A 22,691-nucleotide genomic window follows, 5' to 3' on the forward strand; every position below is an offset into this window, starting at 1 on the left:
GCTGCTACAACGGTATGTTGCAGTCCGTATGAAACCTTCAGAAACAACAAAGCCGCTCGAAAGCGGCTTTGTTGTTATGGATCACAGCTTAGTGCTTTTCGCCAGCCAGCTTGTGTTCCAGGTAGTGGATGTTGATTCCACCTTTGCAGAAGCCCTCATCACGGACCAGATCGCGGTGCAGCGGGATGTTGGTCTTGATCCCGTCGACAACGATTTCGTCCAGCGCATTGCGCATGCGCGCCAGGGCTTCGTCACGGGTTGCGCCGTAGGTGATCAGCTTGCCGATCAACGAATCGTAGTTCGGCGGAACGGCATAGCCACTGTACAGGTGCGAATCGACGCGAACGCCGTTGCCGCCTGGTGCGTGGAAATGCTTGACCGTGCCTGGGCTCGGCATGAAGGTTTTCGGGTCTTCGGCGTTGATCCGGCATTCCAGTGCATGACCGCGGATAACCACGTCTTCCTGGGTGTACGACAGCTTGTTGCCAGCGGCGATGCTGAGCATCTCCTTGACGATGTCGATGCCGGTGACCATTTCAGATACCGGGTGCTCAACCTGAACGCGGGTGTTCATTTCGATGAAATAGAACGCGCCGTTCTCGTACAGGAACTCGAAAGTACCCGCGCCACGGTAGTTGATGTCGATGCAAGCCTTGACGCAGCGTGCGAGGACTTCAGCCCGTGCCTTCTCGTCGATGCCCGGTGCCGGCGCTTCTTCGAGAACCTTCTGGTGACGACGTTGCAGCGAGCAATCGCGGTCGCCCAGATGGATGGCGTGGCCCTGGCCGTCGGAAAGTACCTGAACTTCCACGTGACGTGGGTTGGTCAGGAATTTTTCCAGATAGACCATCGGGTTGCCGAACGCCGCGCCTGCTTCGGTGCGGGTCAGTTTTGCGAAGGAGATCAGGTCTTCTTCTTTATGCACGACGCGCATGCCGCGACCACCACCGCCGCCAGCGGCTTTGATGATCACCGGGTAACCGACTTCGCGACCGATGCGCAGAGCGGTTTCTTCGTCTTCAGGCAGCGGGCCGTCGGAACCCGGAACGGTTGGAACACCCGCAGCGATCATGGCGTGCTTGGCCGATACCTTGTCGCCCATCAGGCGAATGGTGTCGGCTTTCGGGCCGATGAACGCGAAGCCGGAATTCTCGACCTGTTCAGCGAAATCAGCGTTTTCCGCAAGGAAACCGTAGCCTGGGTGAATGGCGGTAGCGCCGGTCACTTCAGCCGCGGCGATGATTGCCGGGATGTGCAGATAAGAGTGCGCGGCCGAGGCCGGGCCGATGCAGACGGATTCGTCTGCCAGACCCAGGTGCATCAGCTCTTTGTCGGCCTTGGAGTAAACGGCGACAGTCTTGATGCCCATCTCTTTGCAGGCACGCAGAATCCGCAGGGCGATCTCACCGCGGTTGGCGATCAGAACTTTTTCCAACTTCGCAGTCATCAAAGTCTCTCCGCGGTTCAAACGATGGTGAACAGCGGTTGGTCGTACTCAACCGGCTGGCCGTCTTCGACGAGGATAGATTCGATCACACCGCTGGTTTCAGCTTCGATGTGGTTCATCATCTTCATGGCTTCGACGATGCACAGGGTGTCGCCTTTCTTCACGGTCTGGCCGACTTCAACGAAGGACGGCGAGCTTGGCGAAGACTTGCGATAGAACGTGCCGACCATCGGCGAACGGGCGACGGTGCCGTTCAGCACTGGCGCGGCCGGAGCAGCAGGAGCGGCAGCGGCCACCGGAGCAGCAGCAACAGGCGCCGGAGCGTGCATTGGCGCTGGAGCGTAATACTGCTGAGCCGGGGTCTTGCTGTGACGGCTGATGCGTACGGACTCTTCGCCTTCCTTGATCTCGAGCTCGTCGATGCCGGACTCTTCCAGCAGTTCGATCAGTTTCTTAACTTTACGGATATCCATGAATCATCAACTCCCAAGGGTCGGTCAGGGGCGTATAGCTTGTTGTTCAAGCTGTTCCAGGGCAGCCTCCAGGGCCAGTCGATAACCGCTGGCGCCAAGGCCGCAGATCACTCCCACCGCTACGTCGGAGAAGTAAGAGTGATGGCGGAAAGGTTCGCGTTTGTGCACGTTAGACAAATGCACTTCGATGAATGGGATGCTCACCGCCAGCAGCGCGTCACGTAATGCGACACTTGTGTGCGTAAAAGCTGCTGGGTTGATCAGAATGAAGTCCACACCTTCGCTGCGGGCAGCGTGGATGCGGTCGATCAATTCGTACTCGGCGTTGCTTTGCAGGTGCAGCAAATGGTGGCCGGCTTCACGGGCACGGCGTTCCAGGTCCTGGTTGATCTGCGCCAGTGTCGTAGCGCCGTAGGTGCCCGGTTCACGGGTGCCGAGCATGTTCAGGTTGGGTCCGTGCAGAACCAGTAGCGTCGCCATCTGCTGTTCCTTGTTATCTGTGTGCAATTGTCAGAACCCGGCGACTATGCCGCAAAGCCTTTGTGACTGTCCAGTTCTATGCAATAGCCAGCACGATGGCCGATGTTTGCGCGAAATATGTGACCGGGTTATTAAATCCGGTCATTTGCTTTCGCAACACGTTCGGCGAAGTCTGTGGCGTTGATCTCGCCGATCACTCGCACATCGGCGTGTTCGACGCCGTCCTTGCCGAAAAACATCAGCGCTGGCGGGCCGAACAGTTTGTAGCGGTCGAGCAGGGCGCGTTGCTCGGCGTTGCTGGCGGTGATGTCGAAGCGGATCAGTCGATAGCCTTTGAGGCGTTCGACGACCCTGGCGTCGTTGAGCACCTTATGTTCGATGACTTTGCAGCTGATGCACCAGTCGGCGTACCAGTCGAGCAGCAGCGGGGTGCCCGATGATTTGGCTTCGGCGAGGACGCGGTCCAGTTCCACCGGGGTGCTGACGGTTTGCCAGGCGCTGGTGTTTTGCGGTTGCTCATTGCCGGCAACCGTGCGCGGCTGGCCAATCGGATTGAGCAGGTCGGTCTGGCCGCTGAACGCTCCGTACCAACACGCCAGCGCATAAAACAGCAGGAACATCCCCAGCAATTGGCCCAGGCGTTTTCTCGGCGGTTTGTAGACGAACTCCAGCGCACCCATGAACAACCCGACACCACCGGCCAGCAAGCCGATCAGCAGCAACGTGATCTGGCCCGGCAGTACTCGACTGAGCAGACCGATCGCCAGCCCCAGCAACAAAACGCCAATCGCGTTTTTCACATAAATCATCCAGGGTCCGCTTTTCGGCAACCAGGCGGCGCCACCGGTGGCAACCAGCAGCAGCGGGGCGCCCATGCCAAGGCCGAGCATGAACAATTTCAGACCACCGCCCAATGCATCGCCGCTGGCGCTGATGTACAGCAGCGCGCCGGCCAGCGGTGCCGAGACGCAGGGCGACACCAACAGGCTGGAAACCACGCCCAGCACGGCGGCGCCCCACAACGAACCACCCTCGGTGCGACCGGCGATCCGATCCAGGCGACTGCTGATGGCGTGAGGTAGCTTGAGTTCGAAGACGCCAAACATCGCCAAGGCAAACAGCGCAAAAAACATCGCAAACGGCACCAGCACCCACGCCGATTGCAGCCGCGCCTGAAGATTGAGCTGCGCGCCGAACATCCCCATCAATGCCCCGAGCAGGGCGAAGCAGGCGGCCATTGGCAGCACATATGCGAGGGACAGATTGAAGCCGCGTAAACCACCCACCTGACCGCGCAACACCACGCCGGACAGAATCGGCAGCATCGGCAGCACGCACGGTGTGAACGTCAGGCCTATGCCTGCGAGGAAGAATAGCGCCAGTTCGCGCCAGCTCCAGGCTGGAGACGTACCTGTGCTGCCATCAATACTCAGGCGCTCGGTCTCGGGTGGATAGCACAAGCCTTTGTCGGCGCAACCCTGGTATGTAACCACCAGGGTGAAGGCGCGCTGATCGGTGCGCGGCAGCTCTACATCGAGAACCCCGTGGTAGACCTCGACATCGCCGAAATACTCATCGTGTTTCTGTTCGCCCTTGGGCAGTTGTGCGGCGCCCAGGCCTGCATCGGGCGGGTCGGCGCGGAACTGAAAGCGGTGCCGGTAGAGGTAGTAGCCCTCGGTGGCGACGAAACGCAGTTTGATCGATTGCGGTGTGCTTTCTACCAGGCTCAGCTGAAAGGCTTCACGTACCGGCAGAAAGTCGGCGCTGTTGTTGATCGAGCCCAACGTCGAACTGGGCCGACTGTCCAGCAAGCCGGCGGCGGTGGCCGGCAGGGTGAGCACTAAGAACAACAGGCAGAGCAAACGGCGCATGACAATCTCGCGTATCGAAAGTGAGGGCATGATAGCGGACAGTCGCGGGGTGTGCAGGGCGAGTCCTGTGGTGATTGTTCTGCCGCCTTCGCGAGCAAGCCCGCTCCCACATTGGATCTGCGTCGTGCACAAATCAAATGTGGGAGCGGGCTTGCTCGCGAAGGCAATCTTTCAGACGCGGAAGGCTTGGACGGCTGTGTGCAACCGCCCACCCAGCACCAACAAATGTTCCCCTTGCTCACGCCCCTGACCAATGCGTAGTAAGTTATCCCCACCCAATTGGTGAATCCGCTCACTGTGATCGCGGATTTCGCTGACGGCGCCGCTTTGCTGGGCGGTGACATCGGCGATGCGTACGGCGGTGTCGGAAATGGTCTGGATCGCGCCGACGATTTTATCCAGCGCACCGTCGGCGGCCTGGGCCTGATTGGCAGTGGCTTCGGCGTGTTCGACCTGGGCGCGCATGCCTTCCACCGATTGTCGCGCCGCGGTTTGCAAACCGGCGATCAGGGTCTGAATTTCTGCTGTGGCGCCAGCGGTGCGTTGCGCCAAAGAGCGAACTTCTTCGGCCACCACCGCAAACCCTCGACCCATTTCCCCGGCTCGGGCCGCTTCGATGGCGGCGTTCAGGGCCAGCAGGTTGGTCTGGTCGGCAATCGAGCGGATCACCGTCAGCACGCCACCGATGGTTGCCGACTCTTCGGCCAGGTGTTCGATCATCTGCGCGTTGCCTTGCACTTCACCGACCAGCGCGTGCAGCCCGGTGAGGCTCAAACCGATGACTTTCTGGCCATGCTCCACCGCCAGCCCGGCATGACGGCTGGCGTCGGCCGCCTGGCTGGCATCGCCGGCAACCTGTTGAATGGTCGCTTCCAGCTCGCCGAGAGAATCACGGATCAGCGCCGTGTCGCCGGCCTGATGTTCGGCGCCGCTGTGTAGGTTATTGCTCAACTCGGCCAAGGTTCGGCTGCTGCCGGCGACCTGTTCGGCGTTGAGGCGAATGGTTCCCACCAAATCCACCAGATAAGCGCGCAAGCGATTGAGCGACGCTTCAATGTCGTGCAGTTCGCGATTGGTTTTACCCAGTTGAATGTCCCGGCTGAAGTCGCCCTCGGCCCAGGTCGAAAGGGCCGGGGCGAGGTTGGTCAGCGTCCGGGCCAGTTTCCGTTGCAAGGTGTCGATCAGCAAAGCAATCAGCAGAATCAGGCCAATCATCACGCCTTGCATCAGCCGCACTTCGCCCTGGATCTGTCCGTGCTGGGCGCGAACCACAGGCTCCAGTCCGGCGATGGCCTGCTGCACGGTGGCGATTTTCAGGTGAGTGGCGGCGCTGAGGTCGGTGCGTTTCTGGATCTGGTCACGTGTGCGCGACAGTTCGGCCGGGTAGCGAGTGAGGAGGCTGTTCAGTTCACGCTTGAGGCCGACGCCAGCGTCCTCGGCCACGGCTTTTTCAGTGTTCTCCAGACCCATCATCGCCGCGAAATCATCCGTGTTCGATTCACTTTTGCTCGTCACACCCAGCAGCGGCAACGTGTCCAGAAGCTCAGCCTGGGTGCGGATGTTGCTGACTTCACGCTCGACATCGGCGGCCAATTCGCTGCGGCCGCTGCTGACCAGTTTGTCCCGGGCCAGAGATAACTTGCCCAAGTGTTGGGAGGCAGCGAGCAGCGGCGTCAGATACGCCGCGTTAGCGCTGGCGTACTGGCTGAGCTGATCGAGGCTGGCACCGAGTTCGCGTTCGGCCTGCAGCAGCAGTGCTTGCGGATCGCCTGCGAGTTTGCCGGCGGCCAGCAGGTCGGTTTTGCTGAATTCTTCGAGGTTCGACAGGCTCGGGCGCAAGGTGTCGGCCAAGGCCGGCGGCAACTCACCGAGGTCCTTTTGCACGCCGTCGATGGCCTGACTGGCAATGCTCAGGCGCAGGGCATCGCCGCTGGCGAGGTAGTCGTCGATGTTGCGCGCGACTTCATTTTGAAATTGCTGAGACAAGCCCAAGTAACGCTCCATCAATAGATAGGGGCGCTCCAGGGCTTTTTGCGACCACCAAAGCGTGGCGCCAAGGGCCACGCACACGGCGACTAAAAGGAGGGTATTGAGATTGGTCAGCAGCTTCAGGCGCATTGCGGGTCTACCAACGGCAGAATGGTAAGTGCCTGAAGTTATTGCGTTTGTGTTACAGGGTTATGACCGAATGGGTCGATTCCGATGAAAAAGTGGCACTTTGCTTTGACGTCCGTGCAGCCTGCACGCGGTTGCGTCCGGCGTCCTTCGCGCGGTACAGCGCTTCGTCTGCCTGGCTGGCCATCATCAGGCTGTCGGAGTGTTCACACAGTTCCACCACGCCGGCGCTGAACGTGCACCAGAGGTCCTGCGGTTGAGCCGGGTAGTGAATCTCGGCAAAGCGTCGACGGATTTCGTCGAGCACTTTGTGGGCTGATTCGAGATCGGTGTCCGGCATGACGATTGCGAATTCTTCACCGCCGTAACGGCCGATGAAATCGGTCTTGCGCAAGCGTTGCTTGAGAAACAGCGCCAGGCTCTTGATCACCCGATCGCCCATGGGGTGGCCGTGGCTGTCGTTGACCCGTTTGAAGTGGTCGATGTCGAGCATCGCAAAGCTCAGCGGCTTGTTTTCGCGGCGGGCGCGGAAGCTGCAGTCTTCGAGCAATTGCAGAATGTGCGTGTGGTTGTACAAGCCGGTCAGGCTGTCGCGGACCATCCGGGCCTTGAGATTGCGCGCCCGCGCCGCGCGGTTGCGCACGGTGGTGATCAGGTGCCGCGGCTTGATCGGTTTGGTCAGGAAGTCGTCGCCGCCCTCGCTCATGGCGTCGAGCTGCTTGTCCAGATCGTCTTCGGCCGACAGGTAAATGATCGGCACGCTGACGTAACGGTCGTTGTGGCGGATCACTTTGGCCAGTTCAGTACCGGTGCAGGCCGGCATGTACATGTCGAGGATGATCAGGTCTGGCTGGAAATCCGCGAGCTCGGCCATGGCCTGGATCGGCTCGATCAAGGTCCGCGTGACGATCCCGGCGCTATTGAGCAGGCGCTCAGTGTGCAAGGCCTGGGCGCGGGAATCGTCGATGATCAGCACTTTATAAGGTTCGTACTGGGCGACGCAGGTCAGGACTTCAATCTTCTCCAGCAGGCTCGAGGCTTCGAGGGTGCCGGTCAGGAATTCCTGGCCACCGGCACGCACGGCGGCGAGACGGGTCGGGGTATCGGTTTCGTTCAGGCTGAAGAACAACAGCGGCAATTGATGATCGAGGCCTTCCTGGGCTTCGGCAGCCAGTTTGAGGCCGATGCCGGCGCCACTGAAGTCCACGTCCATGACGATCGCCGCAGGCAAGCGCTCGATCATCGAAGAGCGGAACGCGGCAACGCTGTCGAGGGCTTGAGCGCTGAGCCCAAAAAATTCCAGCTGCTTGGCCAGACGCTCGGCGCGGTCGTAATCCTGCAGCATCACGTAAATCGGCTTGCGCAGCGGCGGCAGAAAGGTCTGGTCCAACTGATCGCCATGGCGCAAGCCGGTGCGTGACAGGCGCTGCATCAAACGATTGAGGTCAGTGATCAGTCCGCTGCTCAGGCGTCCGCGATTGGCGTCGACAGCCTCCAGCGACTGACCGATGTGGCGTGCCAGCTGCGTGTGTTCAGGTTGTTCGAAACGCTCGGCGAAACGCAGCAGGCGCAGGTTGGCCTCGCTCAGTTCCGATAAGTCGGTGGTGGACCACTCGCTGCGTTGCAGGCGCTGCCATATCTCAAGAATTTGACGTGCCTGATGAATTACCCGCTGGGCAAAGTGGTGCTTGAGGCGCTCACGACTGGGGTCTTCTGGCTCGGTCATATCCTGACTACTAGTTAGGGTGCATGCTGAGATCGACTGATGGCTCTATGCTAGCACCTCTTTTCCATCGTATGAGTGTCGTATGTCAATTAACTGCAAAGCGACCTTATTCAGTTTCTGACCGACTGGTCGCATAGGATCGAAGCTGTGCTTCATTTATAGTGGCCGTCGATCGTGGTCATTGTGCGGGTAGTGTTTACGCAGGATTTAATGCGCGGCAAACGAGGCACGATGAGATAGGGTTGTGGTCGAACCGATGAACTCAAGTGATTGAAAGGATATCGCCATGCTGGACTGGAAGAACCGCGCGGGCAGCGCCCCTGAACGTGCCGCTGAACCGAAATCGGCCACCCGCAGTTACTTGGGTGGCCTGTTGTTCAGCCGGGCGCTGGCCACTCTGATTGGCCTTTACTTGCTGGTGGCTATTGCGCTGGGCTGGTACTGGAGCCAGGAACCTGCGCTGTTCCCGGTTCAGCAGAATGCCCAGATGGCCGCCGAGAAAGAAGGCAAGCAAATGGTTATCGGCTACACCACGGTCGAAACGCTCAAGACCGTCGCCGGTACTTTGCTGACCAAACCGGGTGGCTATATTTCCAACGACCGTTTCCCGCCGGGCCTGTGGATGGATAACACGCCGAGCTGGGAATATGGCGTGCTGGTCCAGGTTCGCGACTTGACGCGTGCCTTGCGTAAAGACTTTGCCCGCTCGCAATCGCAATCTGCCGAAGACTCCGATCTGGCCAAGGCCGAGCCACGTTTCAACTTCGACAACAAAAGCTGGGTGCTGCCATCCAGTGAGTCCGAGTACCAGGAAGGCATGAATTCCCTGAGCCGGTATCAGGCGCGCCTGTCCGATCCGTCGCAGAAAAACGCGCTGTTCTACGCCCGCGCCGACAACCTGAACAACTGGCTGGGTGATGTGGGTACTCGTCTGGGTTCACTGTCGCAACGGCTGTCGGCCAGCGTTGGCCGGGTCAAGCTCAACACCTCGCTGAAAACCGAAGTCGTCGCCCCGGGTCAGGTGCCGCAGGTTGACGAAGAAATCGTCGAGACCCCGTGGATGCAGATCGACAACGTCTTCTACGAAGCTCGCGGTCAGGCGTGGGCCTTGTCCCATCTGCTGCGCGCCATCGAAGTCGACTTCGCTGATGTGCTGGCCAAGAAGAACGCCACGGTCAGCGTGCGTCAGATCATTCGTGAACTGGAAGCCTCGCAGGAACCGGTCTGGAGTCCTATGATCCTTAATGGCAGCGGCTTCGGGGTGCTGGCCAACCATTCGCTGGTCATGGCCAACTACATCTCCCGGGCCAACGCCGCAGTGATCGATTTGCGTCAATTGCTCAATCAGGGCTAAGTCATGGTCGATAGCGCCAGAGAGGTCGCGCACCGCGCGGCCTCGGATGCCGAACAGATCGCCTGGGTTGACGAGCAGGACAACCTGCTCGGCGCTCTGGTCCGCTCCGACCTGCGTGAACGCGGGCTGATCGGGCGCGGCACTTACATCATGCTGTTCAATTCCGCCGGTGAACTCTGCGTGCATCGACGCACGCTGAGCAAAGCCATTTATCCAGGTTTCTGGGACGTGGCGGCGGGGGGCATGGTACTAGCGACCGAAACCTACGCCGAATCGGCTGCCCGCGAGCTGGAAGAAGAGCTGGGCGTGAGCGGTGTGGAACTGACCGCCCATGACCACTTTTTCTTCGAAGACACCGGCAATCGGCTCTGGTGTTCGGCGTTTTCGGCGGTGTGGGACGGCCCGTTGATCCTGCAACCCGAAGAAGTCCTTGAAGCGCGCTTTATTCCCGTTGATCAAGTTCTGCTGGAAATCCAGCAAAAGCCTTATTGCCCGGACTCTCTGGCTGCGTTGAAGCGCTATCTTCGAGCCCGTGGGTCGGACGTCGCAAAAGAGGCATAAATTGGCGCCGATTGGCTCTTAGCAAGTCGGCTTTTTGCCGTTACACTGCGCGACCTTGTAGGAGCTGACGAGTGCAACGAGGCTGCGATCTTTTGACTTTACCGTTGAACCAAGATCAAAAGATCGCAGCCTCGTTGCACTCGTCAGCTCCTACACGCATACACAGTGTTGTAACGATTCAGTAGCGCTGCCCCTGCCTGAGTGGGGCTTCGCGGTCGATGCCAAGTGCTGCGACCAGTCTTTGTCCTCCCAAGAGGATTGCCGGTGGCCAAAAAAGCCGCATCCTTCGCCGCCCTTGGTGGCCTGGTATTTTCCACCGACGCAGGTCGTCATTGCCCGGATTGCAGTCAACCGGTGGATGCCTGCATCTGCAAACAGACCGTTATCCCGGCCGGCGACGGCATCGCTCGCGTGCGTCGCGAAAGCAAGGGCCGTGGCGGCAAGACGGTGACTACCATCACCGGCGTGCCGTTGGCCGAAGACGCACTCAAGGACCTGGCGACCACGTTGAAGAAACGTTGCGGGACCGGTGGTGCGTTGAAAGACGGAATCATTGAAATCCAGGGCGATCATGTCGAGCTACTCTTGGCCGAGCTGATCAAACACGGTTTCAAAGCGAAGAAGTCCGGCGGCTAGCAGCCTCTGTGAAAACCACCCTCGGCTTGATCCAGCCCTGATCCGATTCAGGTCTGGCGTCGTCTACATGGTTTTCACAGAGCCTGTTCTGACCGGTTTCTAAACTCACTGCGGTCAGCGAGGTCTATCACCTCGTTGACGAACCGTCATTTTCATTCTTTAGACTGCGCCGGCCTGAACCCAGGCGACGCTCTATGACTTCTTTATAGGGGACTTCAATGTCCGTACGACGCACACGCAAAGACGATGGCAGCCAATGGACAGTTGCGGACAGCCGCAGTGTTTACGGGATTCGCCATTGGGGGGCCGGGTACTTCGCGATCAATGAGGCCGGTCGCGTCGAAGTTCGTCCGAACGGTCCGACCAGTTCGCCTATCGACCTGTTCGAGCAAGTCGACCAGCTGCGTAAAAGCGGCCTGTCCTTGCCGTTGCTGGTGCGTTTCCCGGATATCCTGCAAGACCGCGTGCGTCAGCTGACCGGCGCCTTCGACGCCAACATCGAGCGTCTGGAGTACCAGAGCAAGTACACCGCGCTGTACCCGATCAAGGTTAACCAGCAAGAAGCGGTGATCGAGAACATCATTGCGACCCAAGACGTGTCCATTGGTCTTGAAGCCGGCTCCAAGCCTGAGCTGCTGGCCGTGCTGGCCCTGGCGCCGAAGGGCGGCACCATCGTCTGCAACGGCTACAAGGATCGCGAATTCATTCGTCTGGCGCTGATGGGCCAAAAGCTCGGCCACAACGTGTTCATCGTGATCGAGAAAGAATCCGAAGTTGAGCTGGTGATCGAAGAAGCAGCCTCGCTGAAGGTCAAGCCTCAGGTCGGCCTGCGCGTGCGTCTGTCGTCCCTGGCGTCGAGCAAGTGGGCCGACACCGGTGGCGAGAAATCCAAGTTCGGTCTGTCGGCGGCGCAACTGCTGTCGGTGGTCGAGCGTTTCCGCGCGGCTGGCCTGGATCAGGGCATTCGCCTGTTGCACTTCCACATGGGCTCGCAGATCGCCAACCTGGCGGACTACCAGCACGGCTTCAAGGAAGCGATTCGTTACTATGGCGAACTGCGCAACCTCGGCCTGCCGGTAGATCACATCGACGTCGGTGGCGGTTTGGGCGTGGACTACGACGGTACGCACTCGCGTAACGCCAGCTCGATCAACTACGACATGGACGATTACGCCGGTGTCGTGGTCGGGATGCTCAAGGAATTCTGCGACGCGCAGAACCTGCCGCATCCGAACATCTTCTCCGAAAGCGGCCGTTCCCTGACCGCTCACCACGCGATGCTGGTGGTGCAAGTGACCGACGTCGAGAAGCACAACGACGACGTGCCGCAGATCGACAACAAAGAAGAACTGCCGGAAACCGTGCAGTGGCTGGTTGACCTGCTGGGCCCGACCGACATCGAGATGGTCACCGAAACCTACTGGCGCGCCACTCACTACATGAGCGACATCGCGACCCAATACGCCGATGGCAAGTTGACCCTGGCCGAGAAAGCCCTGGCCGAGCAATGCTACTTCGCGGTGTGCCGTCGCCTGCACAACTCGTTGAAGGCTCGTCAGCGTTCGCACCGTCAGGTGCTCGACGAACTCAACGACAAGCTGGCCGACAAGTACATCTGCAACTTCTCGGTATTCCAGAGCCTGCCGGACACTTGGGCCATCGGCCAGGTCCTGCCGATCCTGCCGTTGCACCGTCTCGACGAAGAGCCGCTACGCCGTGCCGTGCTGCAAGATCTGACTTGCGACTCCGACGGCAAGATCAAGCAATACGTCGACGAGCAGAGCATCGAGACCAGCCTGCCGGTTCACGGTTTGAACGACGGTGAAGACTACCTGCTGGGTATCTTCCTGGTCGGCGCCTACCAGGAAATCCTCGGCGACATGCACAACCTGTTCGGTGACACCGACTCGGTGAACATCTACCAGAACGCTGACGGCAGCGTGTACCACGCGGGTATCGAAACCCACGACACTATCGAAGACATGCTGCGTTACGTGCACTTGTCGCCGGAAGAGTTGATGACCCACTACCGCGACAAATGCGCCAGTGCCCGCATCACCGCCGCCGAGCGCACCCAGTTCCTCGACGCACTGCGTCTGGGCCTGACCCGTTCGTCTTACCTGTCTTCTTGAGGTAAGGCACCGCTCTCATCAGGTTGTCTGAAAATGTACCGCGCGTAGCGGAAATTTCAGATGACTTGGTGAGATGCCTCCCTGATTTCAAGCGAAATGACTCACATTCTTGGCCATCCAAGCGATGTGGTCTTCTTTTCGCGTAGGTCATTTCCTAAGTTGTACTTCGGCACTCTACTCGGCCAACTCTCTCGGAGAGAATCCCCGGCCGCCCCTCCTGTAGAGAATCGCCGATGTTCGATCCAGTCAACGAGCCGTCATTTCGTCTGGATGTAGAGGGTCTGCCCGACCCCTTTGAGGTCTTGGCCTTTACCGGTAGAGAAGCCATCAGCGAGCCTTTTGTGTTCGACGTGGATCTGCTGATCGATGACCCGACACTCGACCTTGCAAGCCTGCTGTACCGTCCGGCCTTTTTGCATGTCGGGCCAGCGGGAAACGGCTTCCACGGACAATTGCATGAACTCGTCCAGCGTGACCATGACTTGGCTGTCAGGCTCTGTCGCGTACGTCTGGGACCGAAGCTGGCGTGCCTTTCCCTGCGCTTCAGTCAACGAATTTTCAGCGCGCGCTCGGTGCCGCAAATCCTCAGTCAGGTGCTCAAGGAGCACAGTATTGCCGGCAAGAGTCGGCGCTTTGAGCTGAGTGGCGATTACCCGGCCCGTGAATTCTGTACGCAGTACCGGGAATCAGACCTGCAATTTATCCAGCGTCTGTGTGCCCAGGAACGGCTTCACTACCATTTCGAACACGGCGAGCGCGGGCATTGCGTGGTTTTCGGTGATGGTCAGGGGCACTTTTGTTTCGGTGAGCGCGCGGTCTTCCAGGTCGAGAGCGAGCAATCGGCCGTGCGTCAGTTCAAGCTTCTGGGGTGCGCTGGGCAACGAACCGCGCCGATTGCCGAAGGTCGGACGGACCTGACGGCGCTGCGCAGCGGTCAGTTGATGCCGCTGTCCGGCCATCCGATTGCCGACTGGAATCATCTCTGGCTGCTGACTCACGTCGAGCATCAGGGTAGCCAGGATTTAACGGCGTCCTACAGCAACCAGATCCGCGCGACTCACTGGCAGGTGCCTTTTGTGTCGCCTCATTGCGCAGTGAAACCCAGGATGCACAGCCTGCAACGGGCCTGGGTGGTCAACATTGATGAGTCATGCCCCGATCCGTCCAGACCGGTGGCTGTGCAATTTGACTGGCTCTATCAGGGCGAGGGTGCGGCGCCGAGTCACTGTTGGCTGGCGTTGGCCGCTGAACTGGGCGACGCGGCAGTCACGCAGTTGAGTGAGGGGACCGAGGTGGTGGTGAGCTTTATCGAGGGGGATCCGGATCAGCCGCTGATTACCGGGTTTCTTCACGTCCCTTCGTCCGTTGAAGAGGCTGAGGAGGTCGGCCCGCCGCGCACAACCGCGACAGATGATGTCGAGGGCTTGCTGGAGCTTCTGCAATCGAGCGAACCCTTGATGTTGCTATGTCTGCTGCCCGGTGGCGGCAGTTTCAACCATTGCACGCAGGCCCTCTGCACCTGCCGGGCGGCGATGCAGTTTGGCCAGAGCGGTGCGGCATGATCGCCGCGACCCCGCAATGGCTATTGCTGGATGTGCCGGGTGCGCCACAGGCGAGGGCGATGCTGCAACAGCACTTTGCGCATGCCCGGTGGTTCTGGTTGTTCGAAGGCACTGAGTGGCATGTGTTGCGTGAACACGGCCCGGCCCTGATCGACCTTCGGACATGCCCAATGCTGGCCGGGTTGTGCCACAGCGAAGTGCCCCTCTGGCGCGGCTTGCTGATGGCCAGCGAGGTGTCGTCGTCGCAGTTGCTGGAGCATTTGCGCCGCATGCTCACGGTCACTGTCGGTCTGCATCACCGAGCCTTGTTGAGTTACTACAACCCGCAAACGGCCAGTTATTTGTTCGATGCCTGCGATGCGCAGGAGCTGAGTCGCTGGCTGGGTCCAATCAGCCATTTGCGCTGGTTCGGCGGGACGTGGGCCGACCGCGCGATCGGCAGTCAGGGCTGGCAGCAGTTGGTCAATCCGGGGCTTGCCGTCAGCCCTTTGGCGGTTGAAGAAAACCTCAGTCCTCGTCAGCAGGAAAAACTGCAAACCTGCCTGCTGGAGCAGCATGCCTGGCACTGGAGTCGATCCACCGGGACTGACTACAACACGCTGTGGTCCCACGTGCAGGAAGGGTTGGCGCTGGATTTTACCGAGCGCCCGGTACTCGATGACTGGTTATGGCTACGCTTGCAGTACCCCGGTGCTTTGCCTGGGCACGCATTGCCGGGACTCACCCAGCAGGAGCGTCTCGATAGCCTGCGCAACCTGTGGCAGAGCGATCAACCCTGAACACGAGGTTCAACATCGATGGCGAGCACCACACGGCACTTGTTCAGCCTGATAATCGGCGGCGTTTTGCTGGCCGTGATGACGGCGTGCTCGCCGCTGAAGTTGCTCAATGCGCTGACCCCCGACGCAACCTGCGACAAGACCGAGGGCATTGCCTATGGCCCTGATCCGCGGCAAAAACTGGATGTGTATGTGCCGCGTTCCCCCATGAAAAACGCCCCGGTGGTGGTGTTTTTTTACGGCGGCAGCTGGAACAGCGGTTCACGCGGCGATTACGCTTTTGTCGGCGAGGCCTTGGCGTCTAGGGGAATTGTGGCGGTGCTGGCGGACTATCGGTTGTACCCGCAGGTGCGTTATCCGCTGTTCCTTGAAGATGGCGCCCGGGCCGTGGCCTGGACCCATGAACACATTCGTCAATATTCCGGGAGCCCGCAGCGGTTGTACCTGATGGGCCACAGTTCCGGGGCCTACAACGTCGCGATGCTGGCGCTGGACCCCGGGTTGCTGGGGGCGGTGGGCCTGTCGCCGCACAACCTCAGCGGTTGGATCGGCCTGGCCGGGCCTTATGATTTTCTGCCGATCAAGAATCCGCAGGTGCGCCCGGTGTTTTTCTGGCCGGATTCACCACCCCGGTCGCAGCCGATCAATCATGTCAGCCGTGGCGCGCCGCCGGCCTTGTTGATCGCGGCGAGCGACGATGAGGTGGTCAACCCGGCCCGCAACACCGGTGGCCTGGCGCGCAAACTGCGCGAGGCGGGCGTGCCGGTGCAGGACCTGTATTTCTCGCGCACCAGCCACGCCACGCTGGTGGCGACGCTGTCCCGGCCGATGCGCGGTTTGGCTCCGGTGCTGGATGTGGTCACGGCCTTCGTCAAAGCCACGCCGACTCAGTGAGCTTTGCCTGCGAACCAGCCGTCGTTTTTGTGCAGATACCAGGCAAACGCGCCGAGGGTCAGGCTGCGCAGCAACATGAACAGCAGAAAGGTTATCCACAGTCCATGGTTGCCCAAACCTTGCAGCGCCCAAGCGAACGGCAGCAACAAAATCACCGTCAGCAGCATGCCGTTGCGCATTTCCCGGGCACGGGTGGCGCCGATAAACAACCCGTCGAGCAGGTAACTCCCGACCGCAATCAGCGGCAGCGCTGCGAGGTAGGGCAGGTAAATGAACGCCGTGTCGCGCACGCTCTGAATGTCGGTCTGCATCTCGATAAACAGATGCCCGGCGAACAGGAACAGCACGGCAAAGCCCAGGCTCGCCAGCAACGACCAACCGCAGGCCACCACCAATGAGCGTCGCAAGGCCTCTCGATCGCGAGCACCAATGGCATGCCCACAAAGGGCTTCCACCGCGTGGGCCAGGCCGTCCAGCGCATGGGCGGTCAGCAGCAAACCATTGAGCAGCAGAGCGTTGGCGGCGACGGTGGCATCACCCAGTCGCGCGCCTTGCACGGTGATCAGGAAAAACACCGATTGCAGCGCCAGGCTGCGGATGAAAATGTCGCGGTTGACCGCCAATAGCGGGCGCCAGCTCTGCCACAGCGTCAGCGCGGCCCAGGCGATGTGGCCGGGATAGGCGCGCAGGGCATTGCGGGTCATCAACAGGCCGATCAGCGCGCCGGTCCATTCGGCGATCACCGACGCTCGGGCCGCACCGACCACCCCCCAATCCAGCCCGAGAACGAACCACAGGTTCAGCGCGATATTCACCAGGTTGGTGCTCAGCAGAATGGCCAGCGGCGCCCGGGCGTTCTGAGTGCCGAGGAACCAGCCGACCAGCGCATAACTGGCCAGCGCCGCCGGCAGACCGAACAGGCGCGTGTGAAAAAATTCGCGGGTCAGTTGATCCAGCTCCGCCGACGGCTGCATGAAATGCAGCGCAACCCCGCTCAACGGCACACCCAGTGCTCCCAGGACAATGGCCAGGCCCATTGCCAGCAACAGACCCTGCAGCAAGATCTGCCGCAATGCCGCGCCGTCCCCACGCCCGGCGGCCTGTGCGGCGAACCCGGTGGTACCCATGCGCAGAAAACCCATGGCCCAGGCGAGAAAGGTATACAGGCTGGCCCCGACCGCGACGGCGCCCAACTGATGGGCGTGGGGCAAGTGGCCGATGACGGTACTGTCGACCAGTGCCACCAGCGGTACGGAAATGTTCGAGAGAATCATCGGCGCGGCGAGCGCCCACACTCGACGATGGGTAGGGCGGTCGCGCCAGTCGGCGATCAGGTTGGACATGCAGGCTCCTTGGGGGAGCGGCATTGTAGCGACACATTGGAAATCTGCAGCGATCCATTGTGGGAGCGAGCTTGCTCGCGATGGCGGTCTGACAATCAACATGGATGTTGAATGTGCCGGCCTCATCGCGAGCAAGCTCGCTCCCACAGGGGTTATGGGGCTGCCTTAATGAATAATCCAGCTCAACAACCAAAGCCCCAACACCAACCAGATAATCCCCATGATGATCGACGCATTCATGAACGCCCGAATCGCCGACCACAACAGCATCAACCCCACAATCAGCGCAATGATGCTGATGATCGACGCGTCCATGCCCAGCGCACGGGACAGCCCTTCGACAAAGTTGCTGCCCGCGTGGCTCAGCAAATTGAACAAGCCGCTGAGGCCGTCAACGATAAAGCGGATTACCGAACCGAGTGCCTGGCCGAGCCATTCGAAAAAACTTTCTACCTGCATGTCGTGAGCGTCCTTGATGAAAGTGGTGGCATGGTTGCCGGACTTGAGCCTTGGGCTATCGAGCAGGGTGCCGAGTTCCCGTAGGAGCTGCCGCAGGCTGCGATCTTTTGATTATGGTGCAAAGATCCGCGCCGCACCGAGACGCTTGCCTTCCCCCGTCATCCCCCCGAAGCTATATGCCTTCAGGAGAGCCCGATGAACCTTGTTGAACTGACCGAACGCCTGCACGCCATCCGTGACCGCAATGACTGGCGGCAATTTCACAGCCCGAAAAACCTGGCCATGGCCGCGAGCGTGGAAATGTCCGAGCTGGTGGAGATTTTCCAGTGGCTGACCGAAGACCAGTCGCGCCAGTTGCCGGCGGACACACTCGCCCATGCCGGGCAGGAAATCGGCGACATCGTGCTCTATCTACTGCTGCTGTGCAGCGAGTTGGGGTTGGACATGAATGAAGTGGTGCGCAGCAAACTCGCGGACAGCGAACGGAGGTTCAGCTGATGAGCGACCGTCATTTCGATCAACTGGCGACCCGCTTCGCCGAAAAAATCTACGGCGGTGCCAAAGGCGCGATCCGCCTGGCGGTGCTTCAGGCCGACCTGGCCGAAACCCTGCCGGACCGACCTTTGCGCGTACTGGACATCGGTGCTGGTCTGGGCCACATGTCGTTGTGGCTGGCCCAGCGTGGTCATGAGGTCACGCTGGCCGAACCCGCCGAGCCGATGCTCGAGGGCGCCCGTCAGCGCTTTGCCGACGCCGGGCAAACAGCGACGTTCATTCAGGCGCCGTGGCAGGATCTGCTCGGCCAACTGACCGAGCCCTACGACCTGGTGCTGTGCCACGCCGTGCTGGAATGGCTGGCCGAACCTCACGCGATCCTGCCGGTCCTGCATCAATTGACCAAACCAGATGGCTGGTTGTCCCTGGCCTTCTACAACCGCGATGCGTTGATCTATCGCAACCTGCTCAAAGGCCACTTCCGCAAGATGCGCAAGAACGACATGGCCGGCGAAAAGCAAAGCCTCACTCCGCAACAGCCCCTTGATCCGCGCGAACTGGCGGCGCAACTTGAAGGCCTGTGGCAGGTCGAAACCCAGAGCGGGGTGCGGGTTTTTCACGACTACATGCCGGTGGAATTCCAGGCCCGCGTCGAACTGGCGGACTTGCTGGAAATGGAACTGGCCCACCGTCGTCACCCAAGTTTTGCCGGGCTTGGGCGCTACTTGCACTGGATCTGTCGGCCGGTCTGATCGGAGCGCGAAATGAACAGTCGTTCGGGGTTATTGGTGATCTGTCTCGGGTTGGCGGCCTGTCAGGGCAGCAACCCTTATGTGGCGTCAACCAATCCCTTGCCCCCCGCGCCGCCTCAGGCGGCCAACACCTTTGACCGCAGCGCCTACCCGGCCCCGCCGCGCGACTACGGGCGTTACCGCAGCTGGGCCTGGCTCAACGGGCAGCTGCCGCCGGGCAGCGCCTGGGCGGATTCGGCGCAGGTCGCCGAAGCCGTCAGCAATGCCCTTGATCAACGTGGCTTGCGCCCGCTGCACGACAATCGCCCGGCCGACCTGTTTGTCAGCGCCGACCTGCACCTGGAAACCCGCCTGCGTCAGGTTCGGGATGACTATGGTTATTACGGCGGCGGTTATGGCGGTTACAACCGCTACGGCAGCGGTTACGGCATGTACAACACCGTGCCGATCGTTCGGACTTATCAGGAACAGGTCGTGGTGGTGCGCGTTGATTTGTTTGACGCTCAGAGCGGTCAACCGGTATGGAGTGCCAGCGCCGAAACCAGCAACCGGGGCAGTCAGAGCGAGCGTGCCGATGCGATACGGGAGGCTGTAGAAAAGGCGATGTCGGCGTATCCTCCTAGTTAGCTTCTGTAGTTAAGAAGCATTACGCAGGTTCATTTCTTCAACCGGAGAAATATCATGTTCCGCCGTCTCGCTTTACTGGCTGTGGCCGTGCTGCTCAGTGCCTGCGCCGGCAACCAGGTCAATCATGACTTCGATGCCAGCCGCGACTTCGCCGCCTATCGCAGCTGGAGCTGGAAAGAACCCGCCCTGCAATATCGCCCCGATGATCCACGGATCAAGAGCGACCTGACTGAACAACGCATCCGCCAATCGGTGACCGAACAGCTGGATCAGCGTGGCCTGCGTCCGGCGGCGGGTGGCCAAAAGGGCGATTTGAGCGTGCAGACCTATTTGATCGTCGAGCAGCGCCAGCAACAAGTAACCACCAACTACGGCGGCGGCGGCGCTTGGGGTAATCCATGGAACGGCTACTGGGGCGGGCCGATGTACAACGAAACCCGTAACGTCAGCTACAAAGTGGCGATCATCCAGATCGACCTGCTTGATGGCAAGGACGGCAAACTGGTGTGGCGCGGCAGTGACGAGCAGATACTCAGCCGCACACCGAACCCGTCGGATCGCAGCACGGCGATACGTGAAACGGTGGGGCGGATATTGGCGAACTATCCACCCAAGTAAGTTAAGTGGGGGTGTAAGCGATAGTGTGGCGAGCGAGCCTGCTCCCTCGCCACAAGGTGAGGGCAATGGCAGATCAGGCAACCGGCCGCCAATGCCCCGCCATATGCTCAAGATCCCCCGCACCCACCAACAGCAAATCCCCGCTCGACCCTGCTGCGCTGGCCAGCAATGTCACCTCACTGGGCAACCGCACCGGTTTGCGAAATTGCACCGCAATCTCGACATTCGCCGCCGGCAGATGATCGGCAAGCGCCGCAAGGGTTCGGGCCTTGTTCCACAACCCATGGGCGATGGCCGTCGGGAAACCGAAGAGTTTGGCGCTGACGGCACTCAGGTGAATCGGGTTGTAGTCGCCGGACACTTTGGCGTACTGCCGTCCTATGTCCGACGGCGCTTTCCAGTGATCCACTTCCGACATTTCCAGCGTCGACGCCAACACGTCCTCGACGGGCTCGCCTGCGAGTTTGACCCCGCGGCACAACATCTGGCTTTCAGCTTCCCACAACGCCCCCAGCTGATCGTCGAGCGTCGTCACCAGATCGAACGTCGCGCCTTTTTCATGGGGCTGAAGGTTTTGCACCTGAACGCTGACCCGCACGCGATTCACGCCGCCCATTGGGCGAAAGATACGAATGCGGTTGCTCAGGTGAATCAACCCCAGCAGCGGGAACGGAAACTCCTTGGCCGTCAGCAATTGCATCTGTAACGCGAACGCGAGGATGTGTGGATACGTGGGCGGCAACAAACCGTTGTCGGCAAAACCGCAGACCTTGCGATAGTCCGCCAGGCGCTTGGGGTCGACATTGATCCAGCAGCGCAAACCCGAATCGGGCAGGGTGGTGCCGGTGATTTTGCGTCGCGTCGCGGCCCGCACGTACAGTCCCGACAGGCTGGGTTCGCGGTTGAGTATGTGCCAATCGATGATCATGCCTAAGCCCCCAAAACACTTTGTCCGCACACTCGCAGGGCTTGCCCGGTGAACGCGCCAGTACCCGGTTGAGCCAGCCACGCCACCGCTTCGGCGACGTCTTGCGGCAGACCGCCCTGGCCCAGCGAACTCATGCGCCGCCCGGCCTCACGCACGCCGAACGGAAGATGCGCAGTCATCTGGGTTTCGATGAAACCGGGTGCTACCGCATTGATGCTGATGCCGCGTTCATTCAGCAATGGCGCCCAAGCCTGGGCCAGGCCGATCAGCCCGGCCTTGCTCGCGGCGTAATTGGTTTGCCCGCGATTGCCGGCGATGCCGCTGATGGACGCCAGCAGGATCACCCGGCCGTTGTCGTGCAGGGTACCGCTGTCGAGCAGCGCCTTGGTCAGCACTTGCGGCGCATTGAGGTTGACCGCCAACACCGCGTCCCAGAATTCAGGGGTCATGTTGGCCAGGGTTTTATCCCGAGTGATGCCAGCGTTGTGCACCACGATGTCGATGCCGTCGGGCAGTTGCTCGACCAACTGCGCAGCGGCATCTTCGGCGCAAATGTCCAGGGTGATGCTGCGCCCGCCGAGGCGTGCGGCGAGGGCTTCGAGATCAGTCTTGGCCGGTGCAACGTCGAGCAGGATCACGTCGGCCCCGTCACGGGCCAGGGTTTCGGCGATGGAGGCGCCAATGCCGCGTGCAGCACCCGTGACCAGTGCCTTGCGGCCGGACAATGGACGAGTCCAGTCCATCACCTGTGTGTTGCAGGCTTTCAAGCGAATCACTTGCCCGGAAACGAACGCACTTTTGGGCGAGAGGAAAAACCTCAACGGGCCTTCCAGTTGATCCTCTGCACCTTCGCCGACATAGATCAACTGCAAGGTGCCGCCGCTGCGCAGCTCCTTGGCCAGCGAACGGCTGAAGCCTTCCAGCGCTCGCTGGGCACTGGCGGCGAACGGATCGCTCAAGGTCTCCGGCGCGCGCCCCAGAATCACCAGGTGCGCGCTGTGATCGAGGTTTTTGATCAGTGGCTGGAAGAACTCTCGCAGCTGTTTGAGTTGATCGGTTTGCACCAGGTCGCTGGCGTCAAACACCACGGCTTTGAGTTTGGGGCCGTGGCCGGGAATCCACGCGGTGGCCAGTGACGGCTCGGTGCCGTAACTGTAAATCGCGTCGGTCAGGCGGTTGGCGAAGGTGCCGATTTTCTCCGTCAACGGGCCACCGCCGATCAACAGCGCCCCCTCGACAGGCCGCAGCCGGCCTGCTTGCCAGCGCTCCAGCCGAACCGGCGACGGCAGACCCAGGGCCCCGACCAAACGATGGCCGATGGACGAATTGGCGAAGTCGATATAGCGGTCAGACATGTAACGCACTCCAGCAGCTGGGGTTCAAAGTGTGGACCATGAATGGCAATCAGTCGTTCGATCCACGAGATAAGGCCTACGCTT

20 protein-coding genes and 1 pseudogene are annotated in these 22,691 nt (G+C 60.5%); 11 read left to right on the top strand and 10 right to left on the bottom strand.

Annotation, left to right across the window (positions count from 1 at the left end):
• Positions 1–88 precede the first annotated feature (88 nt).
• From accC to gcbA, 6 genes and pseudogenes are all read right to left on the bottom strand, one after another.
• Positions 89–1,447 (bottom strand): acetyl-CoA carboxylase biotin carboxylase subunit, encoded by a 1,359-nt coding sequence (accC, locus tag ACA059_RS03005; protein ID WP_008153754.1) that lies wholly within the window; start codon positions 1,445–1,447, stop codon positions 89–91.
• 17 nt (positions 1,448–1,464) lie between these two features.
• Positions 1,465–1,920: an acetyl-CoA carboxylase biotin carboxyl carrier protein gene (gene accB, locus ACA059_RS03010; RefSeq protein WP_497632669.1), complete on the bottom strand. Its 456-nt coding sequence runs from the start codon at positions 1,918–1,920 to the stop codon at positions 1,465–1,467.
• 24 nt (positions 1,921–1,944) lie between these two features.
• Positions 1,945–2,400 (bottom strand): type II 3-dehydroquinate dehydratase, encoded by a 456-nt coding sequence (gene aroQ, locus ACA059_RS03015; protein WP_008031265.1) that lies wholly within the window; start codon positions 2,398–2,400, stop codon positions 1,945–1,947.
• Positions 2,401–2,531: 131 nt separating this feature from the next.
• Positions 2,532–4,271 (bottom strand): protein-disulfide reductase DsbD, encoded by a 1,740-nt coding sequence (locus tag ACA059_RS03020; RefSeq protein WP_497632670.1) that lies wholly within the window; start codon positions 4,269–4,271, stop codon positions 2,532–2,534.
• A 171-nt stretch (positions 4,272–4,442) separates the two neighbouring features.
• A pseudogene (locus ACA059_RS03025) lies at positions 4,443–4,949 on the bottom strand (methyl-accepting chemotaxis protein); the annotation flags it as partial.
• A 1,492-nt stretch (positions 4,950–6,441) separates the two neighbouring features.
• Positions 6,442–8,112 (bottom strand): diguanylate cyclase GcbA, encoded by a 1,671-nt coding sequence (gene gcbA / locus ACA059_RS03030; RefSeq protein WP_497632671.1) that lies wholly within the window; start codon positions 8,110–8,112, stop codon positions 6,442–6,444.
• A 286-nt stretch (positions 8,113–8,398) separates the two neighbouring features.
• Here gcbA and ACA059_RS03035 point away from each other — a divergent pair, with 286 nt between their 5' ends.
• From ACA059_RS03035 to ACA059_RS03065, 7 genes are all read left to right on the top strand, one after another.
• A complete protein-coding gene (locus ACA059_RS03035; RefSeq protein ID WP_497270386.1) occupies positions 8,399–9,466 on the top strand; it encodes a DUF2333 family protein in 1,068 nt (355 codons plus the stop codon).
• A gap of 3 nt (positions 9,467–9,469) precedes the next feature.
• Complete coding sequence (locus tag ACA059_RS03040) at positions 9,470–10,027, top strand: NUDIX hydrolase (protein WP_008153742.1); 558 nt, start codon at positions 9,470–9,472, stop codon at positions 10,025–10,027.
• A 264-nt stretch (positions 10,028–10,291) separates the two neighbouring features.
• Positions 10,292–10,663, top strand: coding sequence for a translation initiation factor Sui1 (locus tag ACA059_RS03045; protein WP_007907444.1), 372 nt, complete (start codon positions 10,292–10,294; stop codon positions 10,661–10,663).
• 218 nt (positions 10,664–10,881) lie between these two features.
• On the top strand, positions 10,882–12,795 hold the full coding sequence (speA, locus tag ACA059_RS03050) for an arginine decarboxylase (RefSeq protein WP_497632672.1): 1,914 nt from the start codon (positions 10,882–10,884) through the stop codon (positions 12,793–12,795).
• Between the two features lie 233 nt (positions 12,796–13,028).
• Positions 13,029–14,357 carry a contractile injection system protein, VgrG/Pvc8 family gene (locus ACA059_RS03055; protein WP_497632673.1) on the top strand — a complete coding sequence of 443 codons (1,329 nt, stop codon included), beginning with the start codon at positions 13,029–13,031 and terminating at the stop codon, positions 14,355–14,357.
• Positions 14,354–15,136, top strand: a complete 783-nt coding sequence (locus ACA059_RS03060) for a DUF4123 domain-containing protein (RefSeq protein ID WP_497632674.1) — start codon at positions 14,354–14,356, stop codon at positions 15,134–15,136. Before ACA059_RS03055 ends, ACA059_RS03060 begins: the two co-directional genes overlap by 4 nt.
• Before the next feature lie 18 nt (positions 15,137–15,154).
• Positions 15,155–16,030 carry an alpha/beta hydrolase gene (locus ACA059_RS03065; protein ID WP_497632675.1) on the top strand — a complete coding sequence of 292 codons (876 nt, stop codon included), beginning with the start codon at positions 15,155–15,157 and terminating at the stop codon, positions 16,028–16,030.
• Here ACA059_RS03065 and ACA059_RS03070 read toward each other — a convergent pair.
• Together ACA059_RS03070 and ACA059_RS03075 are read right to left on the bottom strand one after the other, a co-directional pair.
• Positions 16,024–17,373, bottom strand: a complete 1,350-nt coding sequence (locus ACA059_RS03070; RefSeq protein ID WP_497632676.1) for an MATE family efflux transporter — start codon at positions 17,371–17,373, stop codon at positions 16,024–16,026. The genes ACA059_RS03065 and ACA059_RS03070 overlap by 7 nt on opposite strands.
• Before the next feature lie 165 nt (positions 17,374–17,538).
• Positions 17,539–17,832, bottom strand: coding sequence for a hypothetical protein (locus ACA059_RS03075; RefSeq protein ID WP_497632677.1), 294 nt, complete (start codon positions 17,830–17,832; stop codon positions 17,539–17,541).
• A 195-nt stretch (positions 17,833–18,027) separates the two neighbouring features.
• Between ACA059_RS03075 and ACA059_RS03080 the strand changes: the two genes are divergently transcribed.
• The 4 genes from ACA059_RS03080 to ACA059_RS03095 are packed head-to-tail and all read left to right on the top strand — an operon-like array spanning position 18,028 to position 20,324.
• Positions 18,028–18,330 (top strand): MazG-like family protein, encoded by a 303-nt coding sequence (locus ACA059_RS03080; RefSeq protein WP_129438809.1) that lies wholly within the window; start codon positions 18,028–18,030, stop codon positions 18,328–18,330.
• Positions 18,330–19,079, top strand: a complete 750-nt coding sequence (locus ACA059_RS03085; RefSeq protein ID WP_497632678.1) for a methyltransferase — start codon at positions 18,330–18,332, stop codon at positions 19,077–19,079. Before ACA059_RS03080 ends, ACA059_RS03085 begins: the two co-directional genes overlap by 1 nt.
• Positions 19,080–19,091: 12 nt before the next feature.
• Positions 19,092–19,706, top strand: coding sequence for a DUF4136 domain-containing protein (locus ACA059_RS03090; RefSeq protein ID WP_497632679.1), 615 nt, complete (start codon positions 19,092–19,094; stop codon positions 19,704–19,706).
• A 54-nt stretch (positions 19,707–19,760) separates the two neighbouring features.
• On the top strand, positions 19,761–20,324 hold the full coding sequence (locus ACA059_RS03095; RefSeq protein WP_497632680.1) for a DUF4136 domain-containing protein: 564 nt from the start codon (positions 19,761–19,763) through the stop codon (positions 20,322–20,324).
• Positions 20,325–20,397: 73 nt separating this feature from the next.
• Here ACA059_RS03095 and ACA059_RS03100 read toward each other — a convergent pair whose 3' ends face one another.
• Both ACA059_RS03100 and ACA059_RS03105 read right to left on the bottom strand, forming a co-directional pair.
• Positions 20,398–21,252 (bottom strand): MaoC family dehydratase, encoded by an 855-nt coding sequence (locus ACA059_RS03100; RefSeq protein ID WP_497632681.1) that lies wholly within the window; start codon positions 21,250–21,252, stop codon positions 20,398–20,400.
• Positions 21,253–21,254: 2 nt separating this feature from the next.
• Complete coding sequence (locus tag ACA059_RS03105) at positions 21,255–22,607, bottom strand: 3-oxoacyl-ACP reductase (RefSeq protein ID WP_497632682.1); 1,353 nt, start codon at positions 22,605–22,607, stop codon at positions 21,255–21,257.
• Positions 22,608–22,691 lie beyond the last annotated feature (84 nt).

The sequence above is a fragment of the Pseudomonas sp. LBUM1647 genome, from assembly GCF_059716175.1.

Coding starts and splice junctions, on each gene's coding strand:
- ACA059_RS03040 (WP_008153742.1), top strand. CDS start 9,470: ATGGTCGATAGCGCCAGAGAGGTCGCGCACCGCGCGGCCTCGGATGCC.
- aroQ (WP_008031265.1), bottom strand. CDS start 2,400: ATGGCGACGCTACTGGTTCTGCACGGACCCAACCTGAACATGCTCGGC.
- ACA059_RS03095 (WP_497632680.1), top strand. CDS start 19,761: ATGTTCCGCCGTCTCGCTTTACTGGCTGTGGCCGTGCTGCTCAGTGCC.
- ACA059_RS03105 (WP_497632682.1), bottom strand. CDS start 22,607: ATGTCTGACCGCTATATCGACTTCGCCAATTCGTCCATCGGCCATCGT.
- accC (WP_008153754.1), bottom strand. CDS start 1,447: ATGACTGCGAAGTTGGAAAAAGTTCTGATCGCCAACCGCGGTGAGATC.
- accB (WP_497632669.1), bottom strand. CDS start 1,920: ATGGATATCCGTAAAGTTAAGAAACTGATCGAACTGCTGGAAGAGTCC.
- ACA059_RS03080 (WP_129438809.1), top strand. CDS start 18,028: ATGAACCTTGTTGAACTGACCGAACGCCTGCACGCCATCCGTGACCGC.
- ACA059_RS03075 (WP_497632677.1), bottom strand. CDS start 17,832: ATGCAGGTAGAAAGTTTTTTCGAATGGCTCGGCCAGGCACTCGGTTCG.
- ACA059_RS03085 (WP_497632678.1), top strand. CDS start 18,330: ATGAGCGACCGTCATTTCGATCAACTGGCGACCCGCTTCGCCGAAAAA.
- ACA059_RS03100 (WP_497632681.1), bottom strand. CDS start 21,252: ATGATCATCGATTGGCACATACTCAACCGCGAACCCAGCCTGTCGGGA.
- speA (WP_497632672.1), top strand. CDS start 10,882: ATGTCCGTACGACGCACACGCAAAGACGATGGCAGCCAATGGACAGTT.
- gcbA (WP_497632671.1), bottom strand. CDS start 8,112: ATGACCGAGCCAGAAGACCCCAGTCGTGAGCGCCTCAAGCACCACTTT.
- ACA059_RS03020 (WP_497632670.1), bottom strand. CDS start 4,271: ATGCGCCGTTTGCTCTGCCTGTTGTTCTTAGTGCTCACCCTGCCGGCC.
- ACA059_RS03090 (WP_497632679.1), top strand. CDS start 19,092: ATGAACAGTCGTTCGGGGTTATTGGTGATCTGTCTCGGGTTGGCGGCC.
- ACA059_RS03055 (WP_497632673.1), top strand. CDS start 13,029: ATGTTCGATCCAGTCAACGAGCCGTCATTTCGTCTGGATGTAGAGGGT.
- ACA059_RS03035 (WP_497270386.1), top strand. CDS start 8,399: ATGCTGGACTGGAAGAACCGCGCGGGCAGCGCCCCTGAACGTGCCGCT.
- ACA059_RS03060 (WP_497632674.1), top strand. CDS start 14,354: ATGATCGCCGCGACCCCGCAATGGCTATTGCTGGATGTGCCGGGTGCG.
- ACA059_RS03070 (WP_497632676.1), bottom strand. CDS start 17,373: ATGTCCAACCTGATCGCCGACTGGCGCGACCGCCCTACCCATCGTCGA.
- ACA059_RS03065 (WP_497632675.1), top strand. CDS start 15,155: ATGGCGAGCACCACACGGCACTTGTTCAGCCTGATAATCGGCGGCGTT.